At 39.1% G+C, this 19,557-nt stretch carries 13 protein-coding genes; 7 read left to right on the top strand and 6 right to left on the bottom strand.

All coding sequences use genetic code 11. The features are described 5' to 3' along the window. Positions 1-157 precede the first annotated feature (157 nt). The 3 genes from ACIQXP_RS12910 to ACIQXP_RS12900 all read right to left on the bottom strand — a co-directional run bounded on the left by ACIQXP_RS12910 (position 158) and on the right by ACIQXP_RS12900 (position 3,674). Positions 158-928, bottom strand: coding sequence for a succinate dehydrogenase/fumarate reductase iron-sulfur subunit (locus tag ACIQXP_RS12910; RefSeq protein WP_090984590.1), 771 nt, complete (start codon positions 926-928; stop codon positions 158-160). A gap of 66 nt (positions 929-994) precedes the next feature. Next, positions 995-2,974, bottom strand: coding sequence for a fumarate reductase/succinate dehydrogenase flavoprotein subunit (locus ACIQXP_RS12905; protein WP_387505588.1), 1,980 nt, complete (start codon positions 2,972-2,974; stop codon positions 995-997). 19 nt (positions 2,975-2,993) lie between these two features. Next, positions 2,994-3,674, bottom strand: coding sequence for a succinate dehydrogenase cytochrome b subunit (locus ACIQXP_RS12900; protein WP_090984595.1), 681 nt, complete (start codon positions 3,672-3,674; stop codon positions 2,994-2,996). Positions 3,675-4,115: 441 nt separating this feature from the next. Between ACIQXP_RS12900 and ACIQXP_RS12895 the strand changes: the two genes are divergently transcribed. Continuing rightward, complete coding sequence (locus tag ACIQXP_RS12895) at positions 4,116-5,237, top strand: TlpA family protein disulfide reductase (protein WP_387505586.1); 1,122 nt, start codon at positions 4,116-4,118, stop codon at positions 5,235-5,237. A gap of 84 nt (positions 5,238-5,321) precedes the next feature. On the opposite strand, the gene ACIQXP_RS12890 is transcribed toward ACIQXP_RS12895, so the two are convergent. Continuing rightward, on the bottom strand, positions 5,322-5,513 hold the full coding sequence (locus ACIQXP_RS12890) for a cold-shock protein (protein WP_090984599.1): 192 nt from the start codon (positions 5,511-5,513) through the stop codon (positions 5,322-5,324). A gap of 281 nt (positions 5,514-5,794) precedes the next feature. Continuing rightward, the gene (locus ACIQXP_RS12885) at positions 5,795-6,298 is read right to left on the bottom strand and encodes a hypothetical protein (protein WP_293742793.1); all 504 of its coding nucleotides are present in this window, start codon (positions 6,296-6,298) and stop codon (positions 5,795-5,797) included. Positions 6,299-6,735: 437 nt separating this feature from the next. Between ACIQXP_RS12885 and ACIQXP_RS12880 the strand changes: the two genes are divergently transcribed. After that, positions 6,736-7,080, top strand: coding sequence for a four-helix bundle copper-binding protein (locus tag ACIQXP_RS12880; protein ID WP_387505584.1), 345 nt, complete (start codon positions 6,736-6,738; stop codon positions 7,078-7,080). A gap of 58 nt (positions 7,081-7,138) precedes the next feature. Here ACIQXP_RS12880 and ACIQXP_RS12875 read toward each other — a convergent pair whose 3' ends face one another. Then, entirely contained in the window at positions 7,139-8,689 is a 1,551-nt protein-coding gene (locus ACIQXP_RS12875; RefSeq protein ID WP_145857609.1) for a trypsin-like peptidase domain-containing protein, read from the bottom strand. A 307-nt stretch (positions 8,690-8,996) separates the two neighbouring features. On the opposite strand from ACIQXP_RS12875, the gene dapF reads away from it, so the two are divergent. The 5 genes from dapF to ACIQXP_RS12850 all read left to right on the top strand — a co-directional run bounded on the left by dapF (position 8,997) and on the right by ACIQXP_RS12850 (position 19,410). Further along, on the top strand, positions 8,997-9,779 hold the full coding sequence (dapF, locus tag ACIQXP_RS12870) for a diaminopimelate epimerase (protein WP_387505582.1): 783 nt from the start codon (positions 8,997-8,999) through the stop codon (positions 9,777-9,779). A gap of 416 nt (positions 9,780-10,195) precedes the next feature. Then, positions 10,196-11,365 carry an efflux RND transporter periplasmic adaptor subunit gene (locus ACIQXP_RS12865; protein ID WP_387505581.1) on the top strand — a complete coding sequence of 390 codons (1,170 nt, stop codon included), beginning with the start codon at positions 10,196-10,198 and terminating at the stop codon, positions 11,363-11,365. Positions 11,366-11,413: 48 nt separating this feature from the next. Further along, positions 11,414-14,596 carry an efflux RND transporter permease subunit gene (locus ACIQXP_RS12860; protein ID WP_387505579.1) on the top strand — a complete coding sequence of 1,061 codons (3,183 nt, stop codon included), beginning with the start codon at positions 11,414-11,416 and terminating at the stop codon, positions 14,594-14,596. 10 nt (positions 14,597-14,606) lie between these two features. Then, on the top strand, positions 14,607-16,007 hold the full coding sequence (locus tag ACIQXP_RS12855) for an efflux transporter outer membrane subunit (protein WP_387505577.1): 1,401 nt from the start codon (positions 14,607-14,609) through the stop codon (positions 16,005-16,007). A 511-nt stretch (positions 16,008-16,518) separates the two neighbouring features. Continuing rightward, entirely contained in the window at positions 16,519-19,410 is a 2,892-nt protein-coding gene (locus ACIQXP_RS12850) for a DEAD/DEAH box helicase (protein WP_387505576.1), read from the top strand. Positions 19,411-19,557 lie beyond the last annotated feature (147 nt).

Raw genomic sequence — 19,557 nt, 5'->3', positions numbered from 1 at the left:
GCCTGCTTAAAAAGCATTGAAAATTTCCTTATTAAATTTACAAAAATAATAATGCCAGGGCATGCTATTATACTAAAACGACTTAAGCAAAACTAAAAAGCCTCCACTAGGTGGAGGCTCAGTATCTGGCTGGTAAACCAGAAATACAGTATAATGTTTAAACAGTTTCTTCTGAAATAAATTTGGCAGTTGCAAAATCGCGGTTCATACGTGCGATGTTTTCTAAAGAAATTCCTTTCGGACATTCCGCCTCACAAGCACCAGTATTGGTACAGTTACCAAAACCTTCAGCATCCATTTGCGCAACCATACTTTGTACCCGACGATAACGCTCCGGTTGGCCTTGTGGCAATAAAGCCAGTTGTGAAATTTTAGCCGATACAAATAACATTGCAGAAGCATTTTTACAAGTTGCTACGCAAGCACCACAACCGATACAAGCAGCCGCTTCGAAAGCCGCATCTGCCTGCATTTTAGGGATTGGTAAGTTATTTGCATCTTGTGCATTACCGGTATTTACTGAAATAAAACCACCGGCAGCAATAACCCTGTCAAATGCCGAACGATCTACGGTTAAGTCTTTTACTACCGGAAAAGCGGCAGCTCTCCAAGGCTCAACAACTATGGTATCGCCATCTTTGAATGAACGCATGTGCAACTGGCAGGTCGTAACTAAATCTTTTGGTCCGTGCGGACGGCCATTGATAAACATTGAACACATTCCACAAATACCCTCGCGGCAATCATGGTCGAATACAACCGGCTCTTCACCTTTGTTAATCAATTGTTCGTTTAATACATCGAACATCTCTAAGAAAGACATATCCGGTGAAATATCGGCCAATTTATAATCTACCAAAGCACCTTTGGTTTTGTTATCTTTTTGACGCCAAACTTTTAGCGTTAAGTTCATATTTCCTGTACTCATGATATTGAGATTTAGGCGGGGAGCATAGAGCAGAGCGCTTGAAAGCACTTTGCACCATGCGCTCTGCTATTTATAACTTCTTTGTGCAACTTTAATATTTTCAAACTTCAGTTCTTCTTTGTGAAGTTCGAAGTTTACACCTTCCTTAAATTCCCAGGCGGCTACGTAAGCGTAATTTACGTCATCGCGTAATGCTTCGCCTTCCTCTGTTTGGTACTCTTCGCGGAAGTGGCCACCACAACTTTCATTGCGGTTTAAGGCATCAATACACATCAACTCACCCAGTTCGATAAAATCAGCTACGCGGCCTGCTTTTTCAAGTTCAGGATTAAGCTCATTAACTGCACCAGGCACACGAACATCACTCCAGAATTCAGCACGTAATGCCCTGATTTCCTCAATGGCTTCTTTTAAGCCTTTCTCGTTACGTGCCATACCACATTTCTCCCACATAATGTGACCTAAACGCTTGTGGAAATGATCTACAGACTTCTTTCCTTTAATGTTGATCAGCTTATTTAAGATGCCTGCTGCCCTTTCTTCTGCCTCTACAAACGCCGGGTGATCAGTCGGGATAGCTTTGGTTGAAATTTCTTTTGATAAATAAGCACCTATGGTGTAAGGTAAAACGAAATAACCATCGGCTAAACCTTGCATTAAAGCAGATGCACCTAAACGGTTGGCTCCATGATCAGAGAAATTAGCCTCTCCGGTGCAATATAAACCTGGTACTGATGTCATTAAGTTATAATCAACCCATAAACCACCCATGGTATAGTGAACTGCCGGATAAATACGCATCGGCGTTTCATAAGGATTTTCACCAGTAATCTGCGCATACATATCAAACAGGTTACCATATTTTTCCTTAATCACCGCTGTACCTAAACGCATGCAGGTTTCTTTATCCGGATTGTGGTTACCTGCCTTAGCCGCTTCGATTCTTCCATAACGCTCTGTATTGGCTTTAAAGTCTAAATAAACAGCCAATTTAGAAGCACCAACACCATAACCTGCATCGCAACGCTCTTTCGCTGCACGCGAGGCCACATCACGGGGAACCAGGTTACCAAAAGCAGGATAACGGCGTTCTAAATAATAATCTCTTTCATCCTCAGGAATTTCTGAGGCTTTACGGTTGTCATCTTTCTTTTTAGGAACCCAGATACGTCCGTCGTTACGCAACGATTCAGACATCAGGGTTAATTTAGATTGATGATCGCCAGAAACGGGGATACAGGTTGGGTGAATCTGCGTGTAGCAAGGGTTTGCAAAATAAGCACCTTGCTTATGTGCTTTCCAGGCTGCAGTCACATTACTTCCCATTGCATTGGTAGAAAGGTAGAATACGTTACCGTAACCACCTGTTCCTAATACAACGGCGTGACCGAAGTGACGTTCGATTTCTCCTGTAATTAAGTTACGGGCAATGATACCACGTGCTTTGCCATCAATTTTAACCACCTCAAGCATCTCGTGGCGGGTATACATCTCTACTTTACCCATACCAATCTGGCGTTCTAAGGCAGAATATGCACCCAATAATAACTGTTGACCGGTTTGGCCAGCAGCATAGAAAGTACGCTGAACCTGTGTACCACCAAATGAACGGTTATCTAACAAACCCCCATACTCGCGGGCTAAAGGCACACCTTGTGCAACACATTGATCTATAATATTGGCACTTACTTCTGCCAAGCGATGCACATTGGCCTCGCGGGCGCGATAATCACCTCCTTTAATCGTATCGTAGAAAAGGCGATAAACACTATCACCATCATTCTGATAGTTTTTTGCTGCGTTGATCCCCCCCTGAGCAGCAATAGAATGTGCTCTCCGTGGTGAATCCTGAAAACAAAAACATTTAACCTTGTAACCCATTTCAGCCAAAGTTGCCGCTGCTGAAGCACCTGCTAAACCTGAACCAACAATGATTACTTCAATAGTTCTTTTGTTCGATGGGTTAACCAAAGGCACAGAAGACTTATATTTTGTCCATTTACTGGCTAATTCGCCTTCCGGAATATTTGAATTAATATCTGACATATATCTTTTGTGCTAAAACTTAATCAATTAAATGTGTGTAAACTGCAATTGGCATCAATGCGAATACGATCGAAATAATTATGGCATACCATACACCAACACGTTTAATAATTCCATTATATTTTGAATGGTTCCATCCCATTGTTTGGAATGCGGATGCAAAACCATGTAATAAGTGGTAACAGAGAGAAATCATTAACAAAACGTAAGCAACAACCCTAACCGGATCCTGAAACTTCTCTTTCATTACTGCATATAAATCTTCATTCCCGTTGGCATCAACGGTCGGAATTCCTGTAAAACGGGAAACCACCCAAAAATCCTTTAGGTGAATAACAAGAAAAATTAACAGTAAAGTCCCCAACAAGCCCATTGACCGACTGTACCACTTGCTGTTAGCACTACCATTATAAACTGCGTAACCTTCGGGTCTTGCTTTCTTATTTTGGATAGTTAGGTTAACTGCCTGGTAAATGTGCACAAGTAAACCTAAAAACAATATGTACTCGCCTGCTCTAATGATCCAGTTGGTAGCCATAAAATGTGCTCCAATATTAAATTTCAGACCATTATCGTCAAGAAATATTAACGAATTAATACCAGCGTGTACAATTAAAAAAAGTATCAGGAATATCCCTGTAATACCCATTACGTATTTTCTTCCTATTGATGAAGAAAGTGCATTTCCGAAACCACTCATTTGATTAGGATTTATATCTAAATTTCCTGCAAAAATATCTAATTATGAGTTTAATTTATAAACGATTATGACAAAACAGCGATAAAACATTTATTTAGAAACATTCTAAAGCATATTCGTAATTAATCGAAAGAATATATGCTTATTTAGCGTTTCGATTTTGATAACGGTTAAACGTAGTGGTCTGGTTAAATGCTTTTAGAACATTAAGCAATCAGAATAACATCGGGATGCCTGGCTGAAACGTTACCGCTATCGAAATAAATGCTCAATTCATTACCAGTTTTTAGCGTTGCGTGATTAATAACGTTTGAATGTTAAATCTGACAAAAAACTCCTGATAATTAAGCCAATATCTTAGATAAATGATCAAACATAATTGAAATAAAATTTCGCCATAGAACTAATTTTTTCGTTATATTACTTCACCAATTGATCAATATGAAAAGAAAGCGCTACTTACTTATTTTATTTGCCTGCTTCTATTATAGCTGTGATCCCGCTCCTGCTATTTTTAATTTCGAAACCAAAAATTTCGGCCCCAATGCGGTGATCTCCGTCCAAAGTTCAGAAAACGGCGAAACCTTAAAAGTCGAAAATATCACAAATGGCAATCAAACGTTCAGGATTAACATGCCCAAAACAGGTTACGCCATATTGAGTACATATGATGACGGCCATGATGAAGAATATTACTTTTATCTGGACAAGGGGAATTATAAGGGGGTTCTTGACGGAAAAAACGCTGCGACTTACCCGTTTAAAATCTTACCGACTAAAGAAGGTGAAGAAATGATCAGCTTTTACAAACAAAAAGCAGAAATGAACAGAAGCCTGCTGGATAGCTTGGCGCTCGCCGAGCGTGAATTCAACCTCGCTACCCCTTACAATATTGCAGAAAAGGCGAAAAAGGCTGATATATGGAGAGCGAAAAAAATTAGTTCAGAACTAAATAATATTGAAATTTTTGCCAAAAATCATCCTAAATCCGATGTTACTATATTTTTACTAGACAGATTTGGAAGAGCAGGTTCTGAAGCTAAAAAATACCTGTCCATTTTTAAAGGCTTGGATAAGGAAGTACAGGAAAGCAAAAGAGGCAAAAAACTGCTTTCAGAAATTATGCAGGCCAACCAGATGATGGCAGGAAATAAAATGCCCCACATCGAAGGCGAGACACCTGATGGGAAAAAGTTTAATTTAAGCATATTGAAAAAAGTTAACCTAATTATCTGCTGGGTTTCCTATAGTGGAAAAAACAGAAAAAACAACCAGATATTGGCTCATCTTTACGAAAAATATAAGGATCAGAACGTAGAGTTCATTGGTGTATCATTCGATAAGAATAAAGATAGCTGGAAAAATGTAATTAATGCCGATAAACTGACCTGGCCGCAATATTCAGACCTTTTGGGGGAGAAATCACCTAACGCAAAAAACTTAAGTAATTATAGCGCAACATATTTCTTTTTGGCAGATAGAAATGGCATAGTGCTCAGCAATAATGACCTCACACTTGATTTTGTGGACACTGAAATAGGCAAACATTTAGCCAATCAATAATAACGTAAACCTGGCTCATAAAAAATCATAAAAAAAGTCCCGATTTACATCGGGACTTTTTACGATTTATGTATTCGAGTTTTCTTAAGCTACTTTAACATTTACCGCATTTAGGCCTTTTCTACCTTCTTCTACATCGTAGTTTACGGTATCATTCTCGCGAATGTTATCGATTAAGCCTGAAGCATGAACAAAAATTTCGGCATCGCCATTAGATGGAATGATAAATCCGAAACCTTTAGTTTCATTAAAAAATTTTACTGTTCCTTGTTGCATTATATTGTATTTTAATTTACACCAAATATAGGCTTAAATACCCATAATAAATTTTTTATTTTTTATTATGTTAAAATCTATAAATATATTGACTATTTGCCCTTTAGAGCCTATTCATTAAAGTATTTTGGTCGACGATTTACCGAGTTTTGTTAACATTTTAGAAATAAAACACCTTCAGAACGACGGTCAACTTTGGTTTTTCTGCCTAAAACGCGTAAAGATTGCCGATAAAAATCGTGTCATAATCTGCCGTACCCTATCTATCAATAGGTGGAAAATCAGCTAAAAATAAGACTTTTGCTTTGATCATAATTCACCGTCACATTCTCGGAAATCTTTACAACCAATGTTTCGTATTCTTTGGCGCTATAGCTCATGATCAGCAAATCATCAACAATCTCATGTAAAACAAGTTCCGGACTGGTATAGGTAATGGACACAACATGCGCTGCTTTATTTCGCAGATCTGAAGCATAAATATGTAGCTCAGCATAATCAAAAATGACTGGACGATTTTCAAGGTCATTTAAAACAGGCATTTTACAATCCAAGGCTGCAATGCTGTTCATCACCGCGTACTGAAGCTTCTGATTTAGCGCAATGGCCTTTTCATTGGCTTGCTGCATCTCAGAGAAGGTATGCAGGTGTTGATCTAAACTATATATGGCTGATCTTTTTTGAAATTCTTTATAAGTATCATGAAATATCCGCCTTTCAAAATCCGTTCTGCACATGAAATTGAAATATTGTTTTACGCTGAGGTTAATATTAGCTAAAGCCATAATATTCAGTTTTTTTTGTTGATTCTAATGTGGAACTATAAAAATTAATTAATCTCCCTAAGGGCTTGTAAACAATCGATGATAACGAAGCTATATCTTGATTATGAAAAACGGATGAATATTGATTTATGTATCAGGAACAAGGCTGAGCAGTTAAGATTTAAGATATTTTAACAGTTCACACTTAAATATTGCCAGATAATAGGTCATAAAATGTACTGATATCGAAACCGATTCAACAATCTTCATTTGGAGATGGACTGTGTTTCACTGGCAGCGAAAAGAAAAATGTATAGGTAACATTACTGAGATATCAGATAAGGTTATCGTCTATTAAACATAAAACAATATACCACGTGAACTCAATTTAAAAAAAACTGTTTGACAGGCTGGCAGGTTATTATTATAAAAACATGTGTAACTAAAACAATTACAATATGGAAACGAGAAACAACCATGCTTTAATCCAAACCTTACTGGATTGTGCGCTAGCTTGTGAACACTGTGCATCATCTTGCTTGAAAGAAGAAAATATCAACATGATGATCGATTGTATTAAACTGGATAGGGACTGTGCTGATATCTGTACCCAGGCGGCCAGATTATTGCAAAGAGATTCGATTATAGGACATCAATATTTACTGTTATGCGAAGAAATATGCAGACTTTGCGCAGCTGAATGTAGCAAGCACGATCATGAACACTGCAGGCAGTGTGCAGTGGCATGCGAAGAATGCGCAGATGCCTGCCACGCCAACCAAGAAACAATCAATCAGGATTAAAATAAAAAAGGCTTCCCAAATCAAATTGGGAAGCCTTTTAACTATTTATTACAACTAATTACTGTGCAGGAAAACTGTAATTATATGAGCCTTGCTCGCTCACACCAGAAATGCTTACCATATTATTTCTGCCTAAAGGCAATGCTTTTTGAACATCAGCCACAGAATTTACGGGTTGTCCGTTTACCTTCGTGATAATTAAACCTTTTTCTACTCCGATATTATCGAAAGCTTTACCGGTAGTAACCGATGTTACAACCACACCGCTGTTGATTCCATATTTCGCTTTTTGTGCTTGAGTAGCCGGAGCGAAAGTTGCACCTAGTTTAGAAACTTCCATGCCTTTGCCAGCCGTATTCTTAGCCGTAAGGCCAACGCTTGCTTCTCCTTTTAGCGTTACAGTGTAATCTTTAAGCGCACCATCTCGCAATACGGTTAACTTAACTTTATCTCCAGGATTTAAACGGCCTACCCTTTCCTGAAGATCGGGTGAATCGTTAATCACTACTCCGTCAACTTTTTTAATTACGTCACCTGCTTTAATGCCCGCCGCAGCAGCACCGCCTCCGGCAACTACATCACTCACATATAAACCACTTATTTCATTGGTCTTGATACCTTCAGGCTTTTCTTCACCACTTAACGGCACAAAGTTAACGCCAATATAACCACGTTTAACAGAACCATATTTCATAAAATCGTCTACAATTTTGCGGGCCAGGTTAACCGGAATAGCAAACCCATATCCCTGGTTATATCCGCTCTGCGATGCGATTGCCGAATTAATCCCCACCAATTCGCCATTAGCATTTACAAGTGCACCACCGCTGTTACCAGGGTTAATGGCAGCATCTGTTTGGATAAATGATTCAATACTGGTATTAGCCGGACGATCTGGTCTTTTGCCGGTACGTTGGTATTCACGATATTCTTCTTCTGTAATTTCATTACCTTGTTGCTCACGGCCGATTATACCGATGCTACGGTTTTTTGCACTTACAATACCCGCTGTTACCGTTGTATTTAAATCTAACGGGAAACCAACCGCTAATACCCACTCTCCAACTTGTACATTATCTGAATTACCCATCTTTACAACAGGCAAACCAGTTGCATTTACCTTGATTAATGCTAAATCCGTATTGGGGTCGCGGCCAATTATTTTCGCCTCTACCTTACGCCTGTCTGTTAAAACCACTTCAACCTTCTCTGCATTTTCTACTACATGGTTATTGGTTACGATATAACCATCCTGACTGATGATTACACCAGAACCTGATGCTGCCCTAGGCATACGCTGCATCTGACGACCACCGCCACCAAAGAAATCCTCCATCATGTCAAAAGGAGAAGAACTTCTGCCGCCACCACTCTGTGCTGCGTAAGTTGTTTTAATATGCACTACACCCGGTGCCACTGCCGCTGCCGCCTGGGTGAAATCTGCAGTACCTGCTGATGACACTTTCAGGGGGTTATTGGCGAAATATAAATTCTGTTTATCAGTAATTGTACTGCCTGTCTGGTTACGCTCAAACAGCTTATAACCTCCGATTGCTGCTGCCCCACCTATAAAAGCAGCTAACACGGTAATTCCTAATATTTTTTTCATGTTTCTGTATGTTTTTTAATGGTCATGATTTATTATAAACTAATTTGCTAGCTAATGGTTTAGCTCATAATATTCATTTATTAAAGTATGTTTGCAGGAGCGTTTTAATTTTGATTTAAGCAGAGTGCTCCAGCAGTTCTCATCTGCTTAAATTTTGTTGAGTAAGTTTGTTCAAATTTAATACCATATAAACGATATTTGTATCATCAAAGCACTTAGTTTTGTGTTAAAAAATGTTAAATCAAAAAACACAAATCATTAACCGGCTTTTCGCATCTCAAATATTGCATTAGAAAATGAAGCTTTCATGAAAATTAATTTCTTTAAATACCAGGGCGCAGGCAACGATTTTATTTTAATAGACCACACCAACGAACAATTAAAAGATATTGACAACCAATTAGTTGAACAGCTATGCCACAGGAGATTTGGCATTGGCGCCGATGGATTAATGTTTATCACAAAACATGAGGATTATGACTTCGAAATGCATTATTTTAATGCAGATGGTAAACCTGGAAGCATGTGCGGCAATGGTGGCAGATGCATTGTGGCCTTTGCCAAACAACTCGGCATTATTGATCGGGACACAAACTTTTTGGCAGTTGATGGCCCACATTATGCCAGAATTTCAGAAAACGGAGAATGGATCGATCTGCAAATGATTGATGTTGATACCATTACAAAAGATAATGAAGCCTACGTACTAAACACTGGTTCGCCTCATTACGTTGCACTGAGAAGTAATTTAAAAGATTTTGATGTTTTTAGCGAGGGAAAAAATATACGCTATAATTCAACCTATGCAGAAAAAGGCATTAATGTAAATTTTGTTGAAGACAAAGGCGATCATTTATTTGTACGCACTTATGAGCGTGGTGTTGAAGACGAAACCTATGCTTGTGGTACCGGCGTTACGGCGGTTGCCATGGCTATGGCCAAACATAAAAACCAAACCGGTCATATTAAAACTGACATTAAGGTTTTAGGAGGCGACATTAAAATAGAGTTCGATTACGATGGTAAAGTATTTACCAATGTATTTTTATGTGGACCAGCCAAATTGGTTTTCGAGGGAGAAGTGGGCTAGTGCTTTTGCTTAACGATCAATTTTCAGAAACTTAACGTATTGAGTAACAATCGAGCATTTAGTGTAAAATATACACCAATGCCATTTTCTGTTTAGTAAAACAAACAGGACCAATCAAAAAAATAAGATTATTTTAAGCAATTTAACAGCTTTTAACAACTGTCTCAAGATATTTACAAGCGTTATTTTAGAATACAAAACACGATTAAAACACTGATAAACAATAGTTTAATCACACATAAGACATATCTAACCTCGAAAATAAATCAATCGATTGATTAAATGACAGAATTTGGACAGATATATTTTTGCTTAGGCGCTATTTTTGGACAATAATTCCGGAAATCGAAGTCCTAATTTTTAGCGACGCTCTTAATTCCCGGAAATTCAAATTTATACACACACAGAAATAGTCCATGAGAAAAGTTACAACTCTCTTTTTTAGCATGAGCATTGGTATGCTTTTAGCATCTTGCGGAAACAATGATGATGCGAAAAAAGCAGCTGCTGCTGCGGCAGCTGGTCCACAAACCTATCCGGTTTTTACCGTAAATACACAAAATACAACTTTAGATTCTGATTATCCGGCAACCATTGAAGGTATCCAAAATATCGACATCCGCCCAAAAGTTGATGGCTTTATTGAAAAGATTTTTGTTGACGAGGGTACCGTGGTCAAAAAAGGCCAGTTACTTTTCACCATTAATGCGCCTCAGTACGAACAACAGGTACGCACAGCAAGAGCGGCCATCAGTAGTGCAGAGGCAGATGTTAATGCTGCCCAGTTAACCGTAAACAAAACCAGGCCATTGGTAGAAAAAGACATCATTAGCAAATACGATCTTGATGCTGCCCAATTAACATTGCAAAGCAGAAAAGCAGCGTTGGCACAGGCAAAGGCTGAACTGGTAAATGCACAGATTAACTTAGGCTATACCTCTGTTAAGAGCCCTGTTGATGGTGTAGTTGGCAGTATTCCTTTCAGAAATGGAAGTTTAGTAAGCAGTACCAGTACACAGCCTTTAACAACAGTTTCCAATATATCAAAGGTTTATGCTTACTTCTCTTTAAACGAGAAACAACTACTTGATTTTTCCAGAACATATAAAGGAAATACTTTGGCCCAGCAAATGAAAAACATTCCAGCAGTAAGTCTGGTACTTGCAGATGGAACAGTTTATGCCCAAAATGGCAAAATCGAATCCATTAACGGACAGATTAATACCAGCACAGGTTCTGCAAGTTTAAGGGCCACATTCCCTAACCCTACGTCTTTATTAAAAAATGGCGCCAGCGCATCTGTAAGGGTTCCGCAGCACATTGAGAATGCCATTCTAATTCCTCAAAAATCAACAATCGATTTACAGGGTAAAAAGTTCGTTTATGTTTTAGGTGACTCTGCTAAAGTAATTAACACCGAAATTGAGATTATGGATTTGGCCAAAGGAAAGTTCTATGTAGTAACCAAAGGCCTTAAAAGTGGAGATAAAATTGTTTTGGAAGGCTTCCAATCGTTAAAAGACGGAACAAAAGTCAAACCAGAAGAGAAAAGTGCCGATTCAGTTTATGCTGAGATCAAGAAATAACAATATCATGTTGCTTATCACACTTTCATAGTGTAATCAATATTAATTATGTTTAAGAAATTTATAGAAAGACCGGTTTTATCAACGGTTATATCCATCATCATCGTTATACTCGGTGTTTTAGGTTTAGCTACGTTGCCGGTTTCACAATACCCGGAAATTGCCCCACCAACGGTGCAGGTTTCTACATCATACCAGGGTGCCAATGCCGATGTGGTGATGAATAGTGTGGTTGTTCCACTGGAAGAGCAGATAAACGGTGTGGAAGACATGACCTACATGACTTCAAGCGCCAGTAACGATGGTACCGCAACCATTACAGTAAACTTTAAATTAGGTACCAATCCCGATCTGGCAGCAGTTAACGTACAGAACAGGGTTGCACGCGCGACCAGTTTATTACCTGCAGAGGTAACCAAGTCGGGTGTGATTACCGCGAAAAGACAAGCGAGTAACGTATTGATATTTGGTTTGTATAGCGACGATCCTTCCTACGATCAGAAGTTTTTGCAGAATTATGCCAATATCAACATCATTCCACAGATTAAAAGGATCAACGGTGTTGGTGATGCGAGTGCGTTTGGAACGCTGGATTATACCATGCGGATCTGGTTAAAGCCCGATGTGATGGCCACTTATGGCCTGGTACCAAACGATATTAGCGTAGCCCTTGCCGATCAGAACGTGGAGGCTGCCCCGGGACAGTTTGGAGAGCTTGGTAATCAGGCATTTCAGTACACCTTAAAATATACAGGCAGGTTAAAAGATGAGGCGCAGTTTGGTAATATTATTATCCGGACTACCGATAATGGCCAGATTCTTCGTTTAAAAGATATTGCCAGAATCGAGTTAGGTGCACAAAGTTATGCCAGTTCGGTTAAATTCAATGGGAAACAGGCTTTGGGTATCGCAATTAACCAAACAGCTGGTTCAAACGCAAAGGAGGTAATCGAGAACTCGATCAAAACCCTTGATGAAGCTCAAAAATCTTTTCCAAAAGGGGTACATTACTCTACTTTGGTTAACGTAAACGACTTTTTGGATGCATCGATTGAAAAAGTACTTCACACCTTGATTGAAGCGTTTATTCTGGTATTCCTGGTGGTGTTTATCTTCTTACAGGATTTCCGTTCAACCTTGATTCCGGCAATTAGTGTACCAGTGGCCATTATCGGAACGTTCTTTTTCCTGAGTTTATTTGGATTTACCATCAACCTGCTCACCTTATTTGCCTTGGTATTGGCAATTGGTATTGTGGTAGATGATGCGATTGTGGTAGTAGAAGCAGTACACGCCAAACTGGATGAAGGTTATACTGATGCCAAAAAAGCAACCATTGATGCCATGGACGACATTAGCGGAGCAATTATATCGATCACTCTGGTAATGGCTGCCGTTTTTATCCCGGTGAGTTTTATCTCCGGATCATCAGGCGTATTTTATAAACAATTTGGTTTAACACTGGCGATTTCGATTATTTTGTCGGCCATTAACGCCTTAACATTAAGTCCGGCATTATGTGCTTTATTCTTAAAACCGCATAAAGAAGAACACAAAAAATCTAAAAACTTTTTAGAGCGTTTCTACGATGCTTTCAATACCTCTTTCGATGCCGTAACCGGAAAATATAAAAAATCGGTAAGTTTTCTTTCCAGAAAAAAATGGATCGTTGGTTTGGCTATTGCCTTTTTCGTTGGACTACTGGTTTGGACAATGAATACTACACCCAAAGGTTTCGTGCCGAATGAGGATTTGGGAACCATTATGAGTGATATTTCCTTACCGGCAGGAACTTCGCAGGAAGAAACCAGTGTGATCATTACCAAGATTGATAGTATTGCGCACCAGATACCAGAAATTAAAAATACGTTAAGGATTGTTGGCCGAAGCATGATCAGTGGTTCAGGCAGTTCATACGGTATGGTAATTTCACGTTTAACACCCTGGGACGAACGTAAGGGCCGAGACGTAAAAGCGATTATTGGCGAATTGTTTGCAAAAACAGCAGGCATTAAAGGGGCAAAAATTATTTTCTTTGCGCCGCCAACTATTCAGGGTTTCGGTACCAGTGGTGGTTTTGAGTTCCAGTTACAGGATAAAACTGGTGGAGATATCAAAAAATTCAACGAAATTGGAAATGGATTTTTAGCAGCGTTAAGTAAACGTCCCGAAATCCAATATGCATCTACTTCCTTTAATCCAAATTTCCCGCAATATCAGATTGATGTAAATGTGGCAAAGGTTAAACAGGCAGGCCTGAATGTTAGTGATGTATTGGGTGTAATGCAAGGCTATTATGGTGGTGTTTATGCCTCAAATTTCAACAAATTTGGTAAACAGTTTAGGGTAATGTACCAGGCCGACGCGCAGTACCGTGCAAATGAGCAAACTTTAACCCGCATTTTCGTTAGAACCTCTTCTGGGCAAATGGCTCCGGTATCGGAGTTTATAACGTTAACCAAAGTATATGGACCACAAGCCATTTCGCGTTTCAACTTGTTTACTTCAATATCGGTAACGGGTAATCCAAATGCGGGCTACAGTTCAGGTGATGCATTAAAAGCTGTTCAGGAAGAGGCAGCCAAAAACCTTCCGGCAGGTTACGGTTACGAATTCTCAGGTTTATCACGTGAGGAGATGGCTGGAGGAAGCCAGACGGTTTTTATCTTTTTACTTTGTGTAATCTTTGTTTATTTCTTACTCGCAGCACAATACGAAAGTTATATTTTACCATTGGCGGTTTTATTCTCTTTACCGGTTGGTTTAGCAGGCGTATTCGTTTTCGATAAAATTTTCAGTGTAGATAATAACATTTATACGCAGATTACGCTGATCATGCTTGTGGGGCTTTTAGCCAAAAATGCGATTTTGATTGTAGAATATGCAGTAGATAGAAGAAGAAAAGGAATGAGTATTGCCAATGCCGCAATTGATGGTGCAACAGCACGTTTACGCCCTATTTTGATGACCTCTTTCGCTTTCATTCTTGGTTTATTACCGCTGATGTTATCATCAGGTGTTGGTGCAGCAGGTAACACCTCAATTGGTACCGGAGCGGTAGGCGGCATGTTAATCGGAACTATATTTGGTATTTTCGTTATCCCCGCCCTGTTTATCGTCTTTCAATCCTTACAAGAGCGAATCAGCAATAAATCGCCTTTTAACGAGGGCATTGACCATGAACAAACGCAAGAAGAATACGAATTGGCTACTGCGAACAGTAAACATTAATAGTAAGAAAATGAATTTTAGATATAAACATTCCCTTTTAATCGGTTTAGCCATCGTTGCCCTGAGTGCTTGCGTAACTAAAAAATACGAGCGCCCTCAGTTAAAAAGCGAGGGTTTGTACCGGGATAATAACACAACGGATACAACTACAATGGCCGACCTGCAATGGCGAACATTGTTTTCGGATACGACCTTACAGTCGCTGATCCAACAAGGCATAAATGAAAATTTAGACTTGAAACAGGCCATTGAGCGGATCAAAATTGCCGAGGCTACCCTGATACAAAGTCGTGGGGCATTACTACCAAGCTTACAGGCCGATGTTAATGTAACTGATAATAAACAATCGCAAGCCTCTTTGAACTTTCCTCCCGGGATAAATATTAACTTGGAAACCCAAACCTATAAGGCACAGCTGAGCACCAGTTGGGAAGCCGATATCTGGGGAAAATTAACAAGTGCAAAACGTGGCGCATATGCAACTCTGCTACAAACCGATGCAGCAAAAAGAGCAGTCCAAACACAGTTAATTGCTACTATTGCCAATAACTATTATACTTTATTGGCACTTGATAAACAATTGGCTATTACGGAACAAACCATTAAGGTGAGAGCTAAGGATGTAGAAACCATGAAAGAACTGAAACAAGGCGCAGTGGTAAATGGTGCGGCGGTTGTGCAAAGTGAAGCCAATCTGTATGCTGCACAGGTAACTTTGCCTGATTTAAAAAGAAGCATTAAAGAGGCTGAAAATGCATTAAGCGTACTGGTAGGAAAAGCACCGGATGCGATTAACCGAACCACCTTAGATCAGCAGACTCCTTATGCCAATTTACAGACTGGTGTTTCAGCACAGTTATTAAAAAACCGTCCGGATGTAATCGCTGCAGAATTTGGTTTTAGATCAGCGTTTGAAAACACCAACGTTGCTAAGGCCTACTTTTACCCTGCTTTAACCATTACTGCAGCCGGTGGATTATCCAGTTTACAATTACAGGATTTTTTCAGCAAATCTATCTTTTATAATTTAGTGGGTGGTTTAACACAGCCAATTTTTGCCAGGGGAGCAAACAAAGCCCGCCTAAAAACCGCTGAAGCCAATCAACAGATTGCTTTTTACAACTTTCAACAAACACTGTTAACAGGTGGCCAGGAAGTTTCAAATGCCTTGTATGCTTACCAGACTGCTGCTGAGAAAGAAGAAACAAGAACAAAACAAATTGCCTCTTTAACAAAAGCAGTAGATTTTACCAAAGAGTTACTACGCTACAGCTCAGCGACAAATTATACTGATGTGTTAACTTCAGAGCAAAGTTTATTAACAGCTCAATTAAATGGGATTAACGATCGATTACAAAAACTGCAATCAGTGGTAAATCTGTACCGTGCATTGGGCGGTGGCTGGAAATAAAATAATCATTGAAAAGTACATTAAAGGCGTTCTGATTTACAGGATGCCTTTTTTTTGTGGTTAAATAAAGAGAAAATTTTCATTCTGAGTGATTATTTATTGTATAAAAATCACTAAGAATGACAGGTAAATTTTAAGTAGATAATGTCCATCGAGAAATCGTCATTCCCAAGTTGATTGGGAACCAAGAAGTGCTCATGAATGCCATTGAATAAAAAAACACTATGAATAATCTTAAAACGCTCGCATTAAGATTCCCGCATGGGCGGGAATGACGACCTTCCAAGTAAATTCCGTCAATGGTAGCTCAGCGAAGGATCTTAAAAAAATAAGATATCTCCTTTGCGGGATAAGAAAATTAAACGACTGCATTACAGTCCATTTTCAATGCAGCTTAAAATTCAGTATATTTTTATCCCCAAAATGGTTCGGTTTTTTTGATGTAAACGCAAAATATTGTAAGTTTAAATTTTTTTAAGCGCTTAGCTTAGAAAAATTTTTAAACCAATCAATGTTACGTGTAGATAGCGCTAAAGCCTGTAAAGTGGTGTACTCATTGTGCAAACATGAGTATTTGGGCTATTTAATTGAACCACATGTAGTTCAGCTAAATCCACAGGGAGATTTTTCCTTTACTTATCAACGAATTTTCACACATACCGCGGAAGAATTTAATGCCTGTTTAAGTGACATTGATTATAAGCTGATCAGGATTCTGGATGATATTGAGCAGGATTCGCTGATTAAAAAATATTATAAAAAATTAATCAGGCCTACTGAGTTCTTTACCAAAATTTTCGACGATAAGTTTTATGAAAACGTCCGTCCTAAAATTGAAAAGAAACTTGCCGAGGTTTTAGAAATCTTAAAGGTAAAAAATGAACTTTACATAATGGACAAAGATGGCTGGCCTGTAGAGCGTAAAATTGAACTTGCCAGCGAGCCTGCATCTATCCTTTTCCATTTCCGGAGGAACGAAACGGAAACCCGTTATTTTCCGACCATCAAATATCAGAACCTGCGCATTGAATTCATGTTTAAAGAAGCGCAGATTATCAGCAATAAACCTGCCTGGTTATTGCTAAACGATCTGTTATACTTTTTCGACCAGGATATTGAGGGCAAAAAATTACAGCCCTTTTTAAACAAACGCTTTATTGCGATACCCAAAACAACCGAAGCTACATATTTCGAAAAATTTGTTGCACCCCTGATCGAAAAACACCACGTATATGCGGAAGGTTTCGAAATCAGGACCGAACAATTTGAAGCTATACCAGTGATTAAGGTATTATATGTTGATGGTGGTCTATCTCAGATACAGCTATACTTCAAATATGGGGAATATACTTTCCCGGTAGAAAATGCACATAAAGTTACGGTACGTTTAGAGAAAACGGCTGATAACTATATTTTCCACCGCATTAAACGTTCTGCAGACTTGGAGAAAAAGCAGTTTAACCTACTTCTCTCATTAGGGCTAAAGAAAACAAGTTCTTTATTCAGTAATCTGGAAGTAGCTTCTGCTGAAGAAAACCCGAGTTATGCCGCAATAAACTGGGTAAATGAGCATATTGAAATCTTAGAGGCATCGGGTTTTGAAATTGAACAGGCTACCGGGCAGAAAAAATTTGTACTTGGTGCCAGTAAAATCGACCTGGAGGTTAAAGAGGGGAATGACTGGTTCGATATCCATGCCGTGGTTTGGTTCGGTAAATACCAGATCCCTTTCCTATCGTTAAAACAGCATATCTTACATAAAAAACGTGAGTTTTTACTGCCTGATGGAGAGGTAGCCATTATTCCTGATAAATGGTTTACACAATACGGCAGTTTGTTCAGTCTTGCAGAAGCCGGACAAACGCTTAAATTAAAGAAACACCATATTGGTTTAATCAACGACCTGGCAGAAGATAGTTTGGCAAATGTGACCCTCGAACGCAAGCTCCAAAGGTTATCAGACTTTGAAGATATTGCCGACACACAGATGCCGGTAAATTTTAAAGGTAGTTTGCGCGATTACCAGAAAGCCGGCTATAACTGGTTCAGCTTTTTACGCGAATACAACTTTGGTGGATGTTTGGCCGATGACATGGGATTGGGTAAAACCATCCAAACACTGGCCATGCTGCAAAAAGTGAAAGAAGAGGATCAATTGCTTGAAACGCAGACTTCCTCCCTCATTATCATGCCCACTTCCTTGATTTATAACTGGTTAACAGAGGCTAAAAAATTTACACCAAAGCTCAAAATACTGGCGCATACAGGCACCAATCGCAATAAAGATGTAGCCAATTTTGCAAATTACGACATTATCATTACTACCTATGGTGTAACCAGGGTAGATATCGACGAATTGAAAAATTTCTATTTCAATTATATTATTCTGGATGAAAGTCAGAATATCAAAAACCCGGCATCAAAATCGTTCAAGGCGGTTAGAAGCTTAAAATCGAAACACAAACTGATTCTGAGTGGTACTCCGGTAGAAAATTCGGTTAGTGATTTATGGTCTCAATTAACTTTTCTAAACCCTGGTTTATTGGGTACGCAGGCATTTTTTTACGAAGAATATGTGCAGGCAATAGAAAAGAAAAAAGACGAAGAAAAAGCGCGTAAGCTGCAATCTATTATCAAACCTTTTGTGCTGCGCAGAACAAAAGAACAGGTAGCGGCAGAATTACCACCTAAAACAGAACAGGTAATTTACTGCGACATGAGCGAAGACCAGGCCGCCTATTACGAAAAAACCAAATCGGCCTACCGTAACGATTTATTGCAAAGTATGGATGATGGAACCTTCGCGCAGAAACAGGTTCAGCTTTTACAGGGATTAACGGCTTTGCGCCAGTTAGCCAACCACCCTGTAATGATTGATGGTGAGTACATTTCCGATTCGGGCAAATTTGAAAATGTAATCCATACTTTGGATAATGTACTTAAAGGGGGGCATAAGGTTTTGGTTTTTTCACAATTCGTAAAACACCTGGATATTTTCAAAAAACATTTTGAAGCTGAGCATATCCCTTTTGCTTATTTAGATGGCTCAACCCGTAACCGTGGGGAGATCGTTTCTGAATTTCAGCAAAATTCGGACCTGAAGGTTTTCTTAATCTCCATTAAAGCTGGTGGTGTTGGCCTAAACCTAACCCAGGCTGATTATGTTTTCATCCTCGATCCATGGTGGAATCCGGCGGTAGAACAGCAGGCTATTGACAGAACGCACCGTATTGGCCAGGATAAAAAGGTTTTCATTTATAAATTTATTGCAAAAGACACGGTTGAAGAGAAAATCCTGGCTTTGCAGAACCGCAAAAAATCATTAGCCAATTCATTGATTACCACAGAAGAAAGTTTCTTTAAATCGCTGAGTAAAGAGGACATCAGGGATATTTTAAACTAATATAAAGTATTTACAGTCATTAGTGCATTGGTTAATATAGCCTATACGAGCAGTTTGAATTTTGGAAGTAAATTAGCCGCATGCGTCAGCCTTAACTGTAGCGAATCGGAAAGCTATGAAGTAAACCGAACCTTAAGAGAGCTCACT

This window comes from Pedobacter suwonensis (assembly GCF_044762335.1).
Classification (GTDB): Bacteria; Bacteroidota; Bacteroidia; order Sphingobacteriales; family Sphingobacteriaceae; genus Pedobacter.
This window is presented reverse-complemented; position numbering and strand designations above follow the sequence as displayed.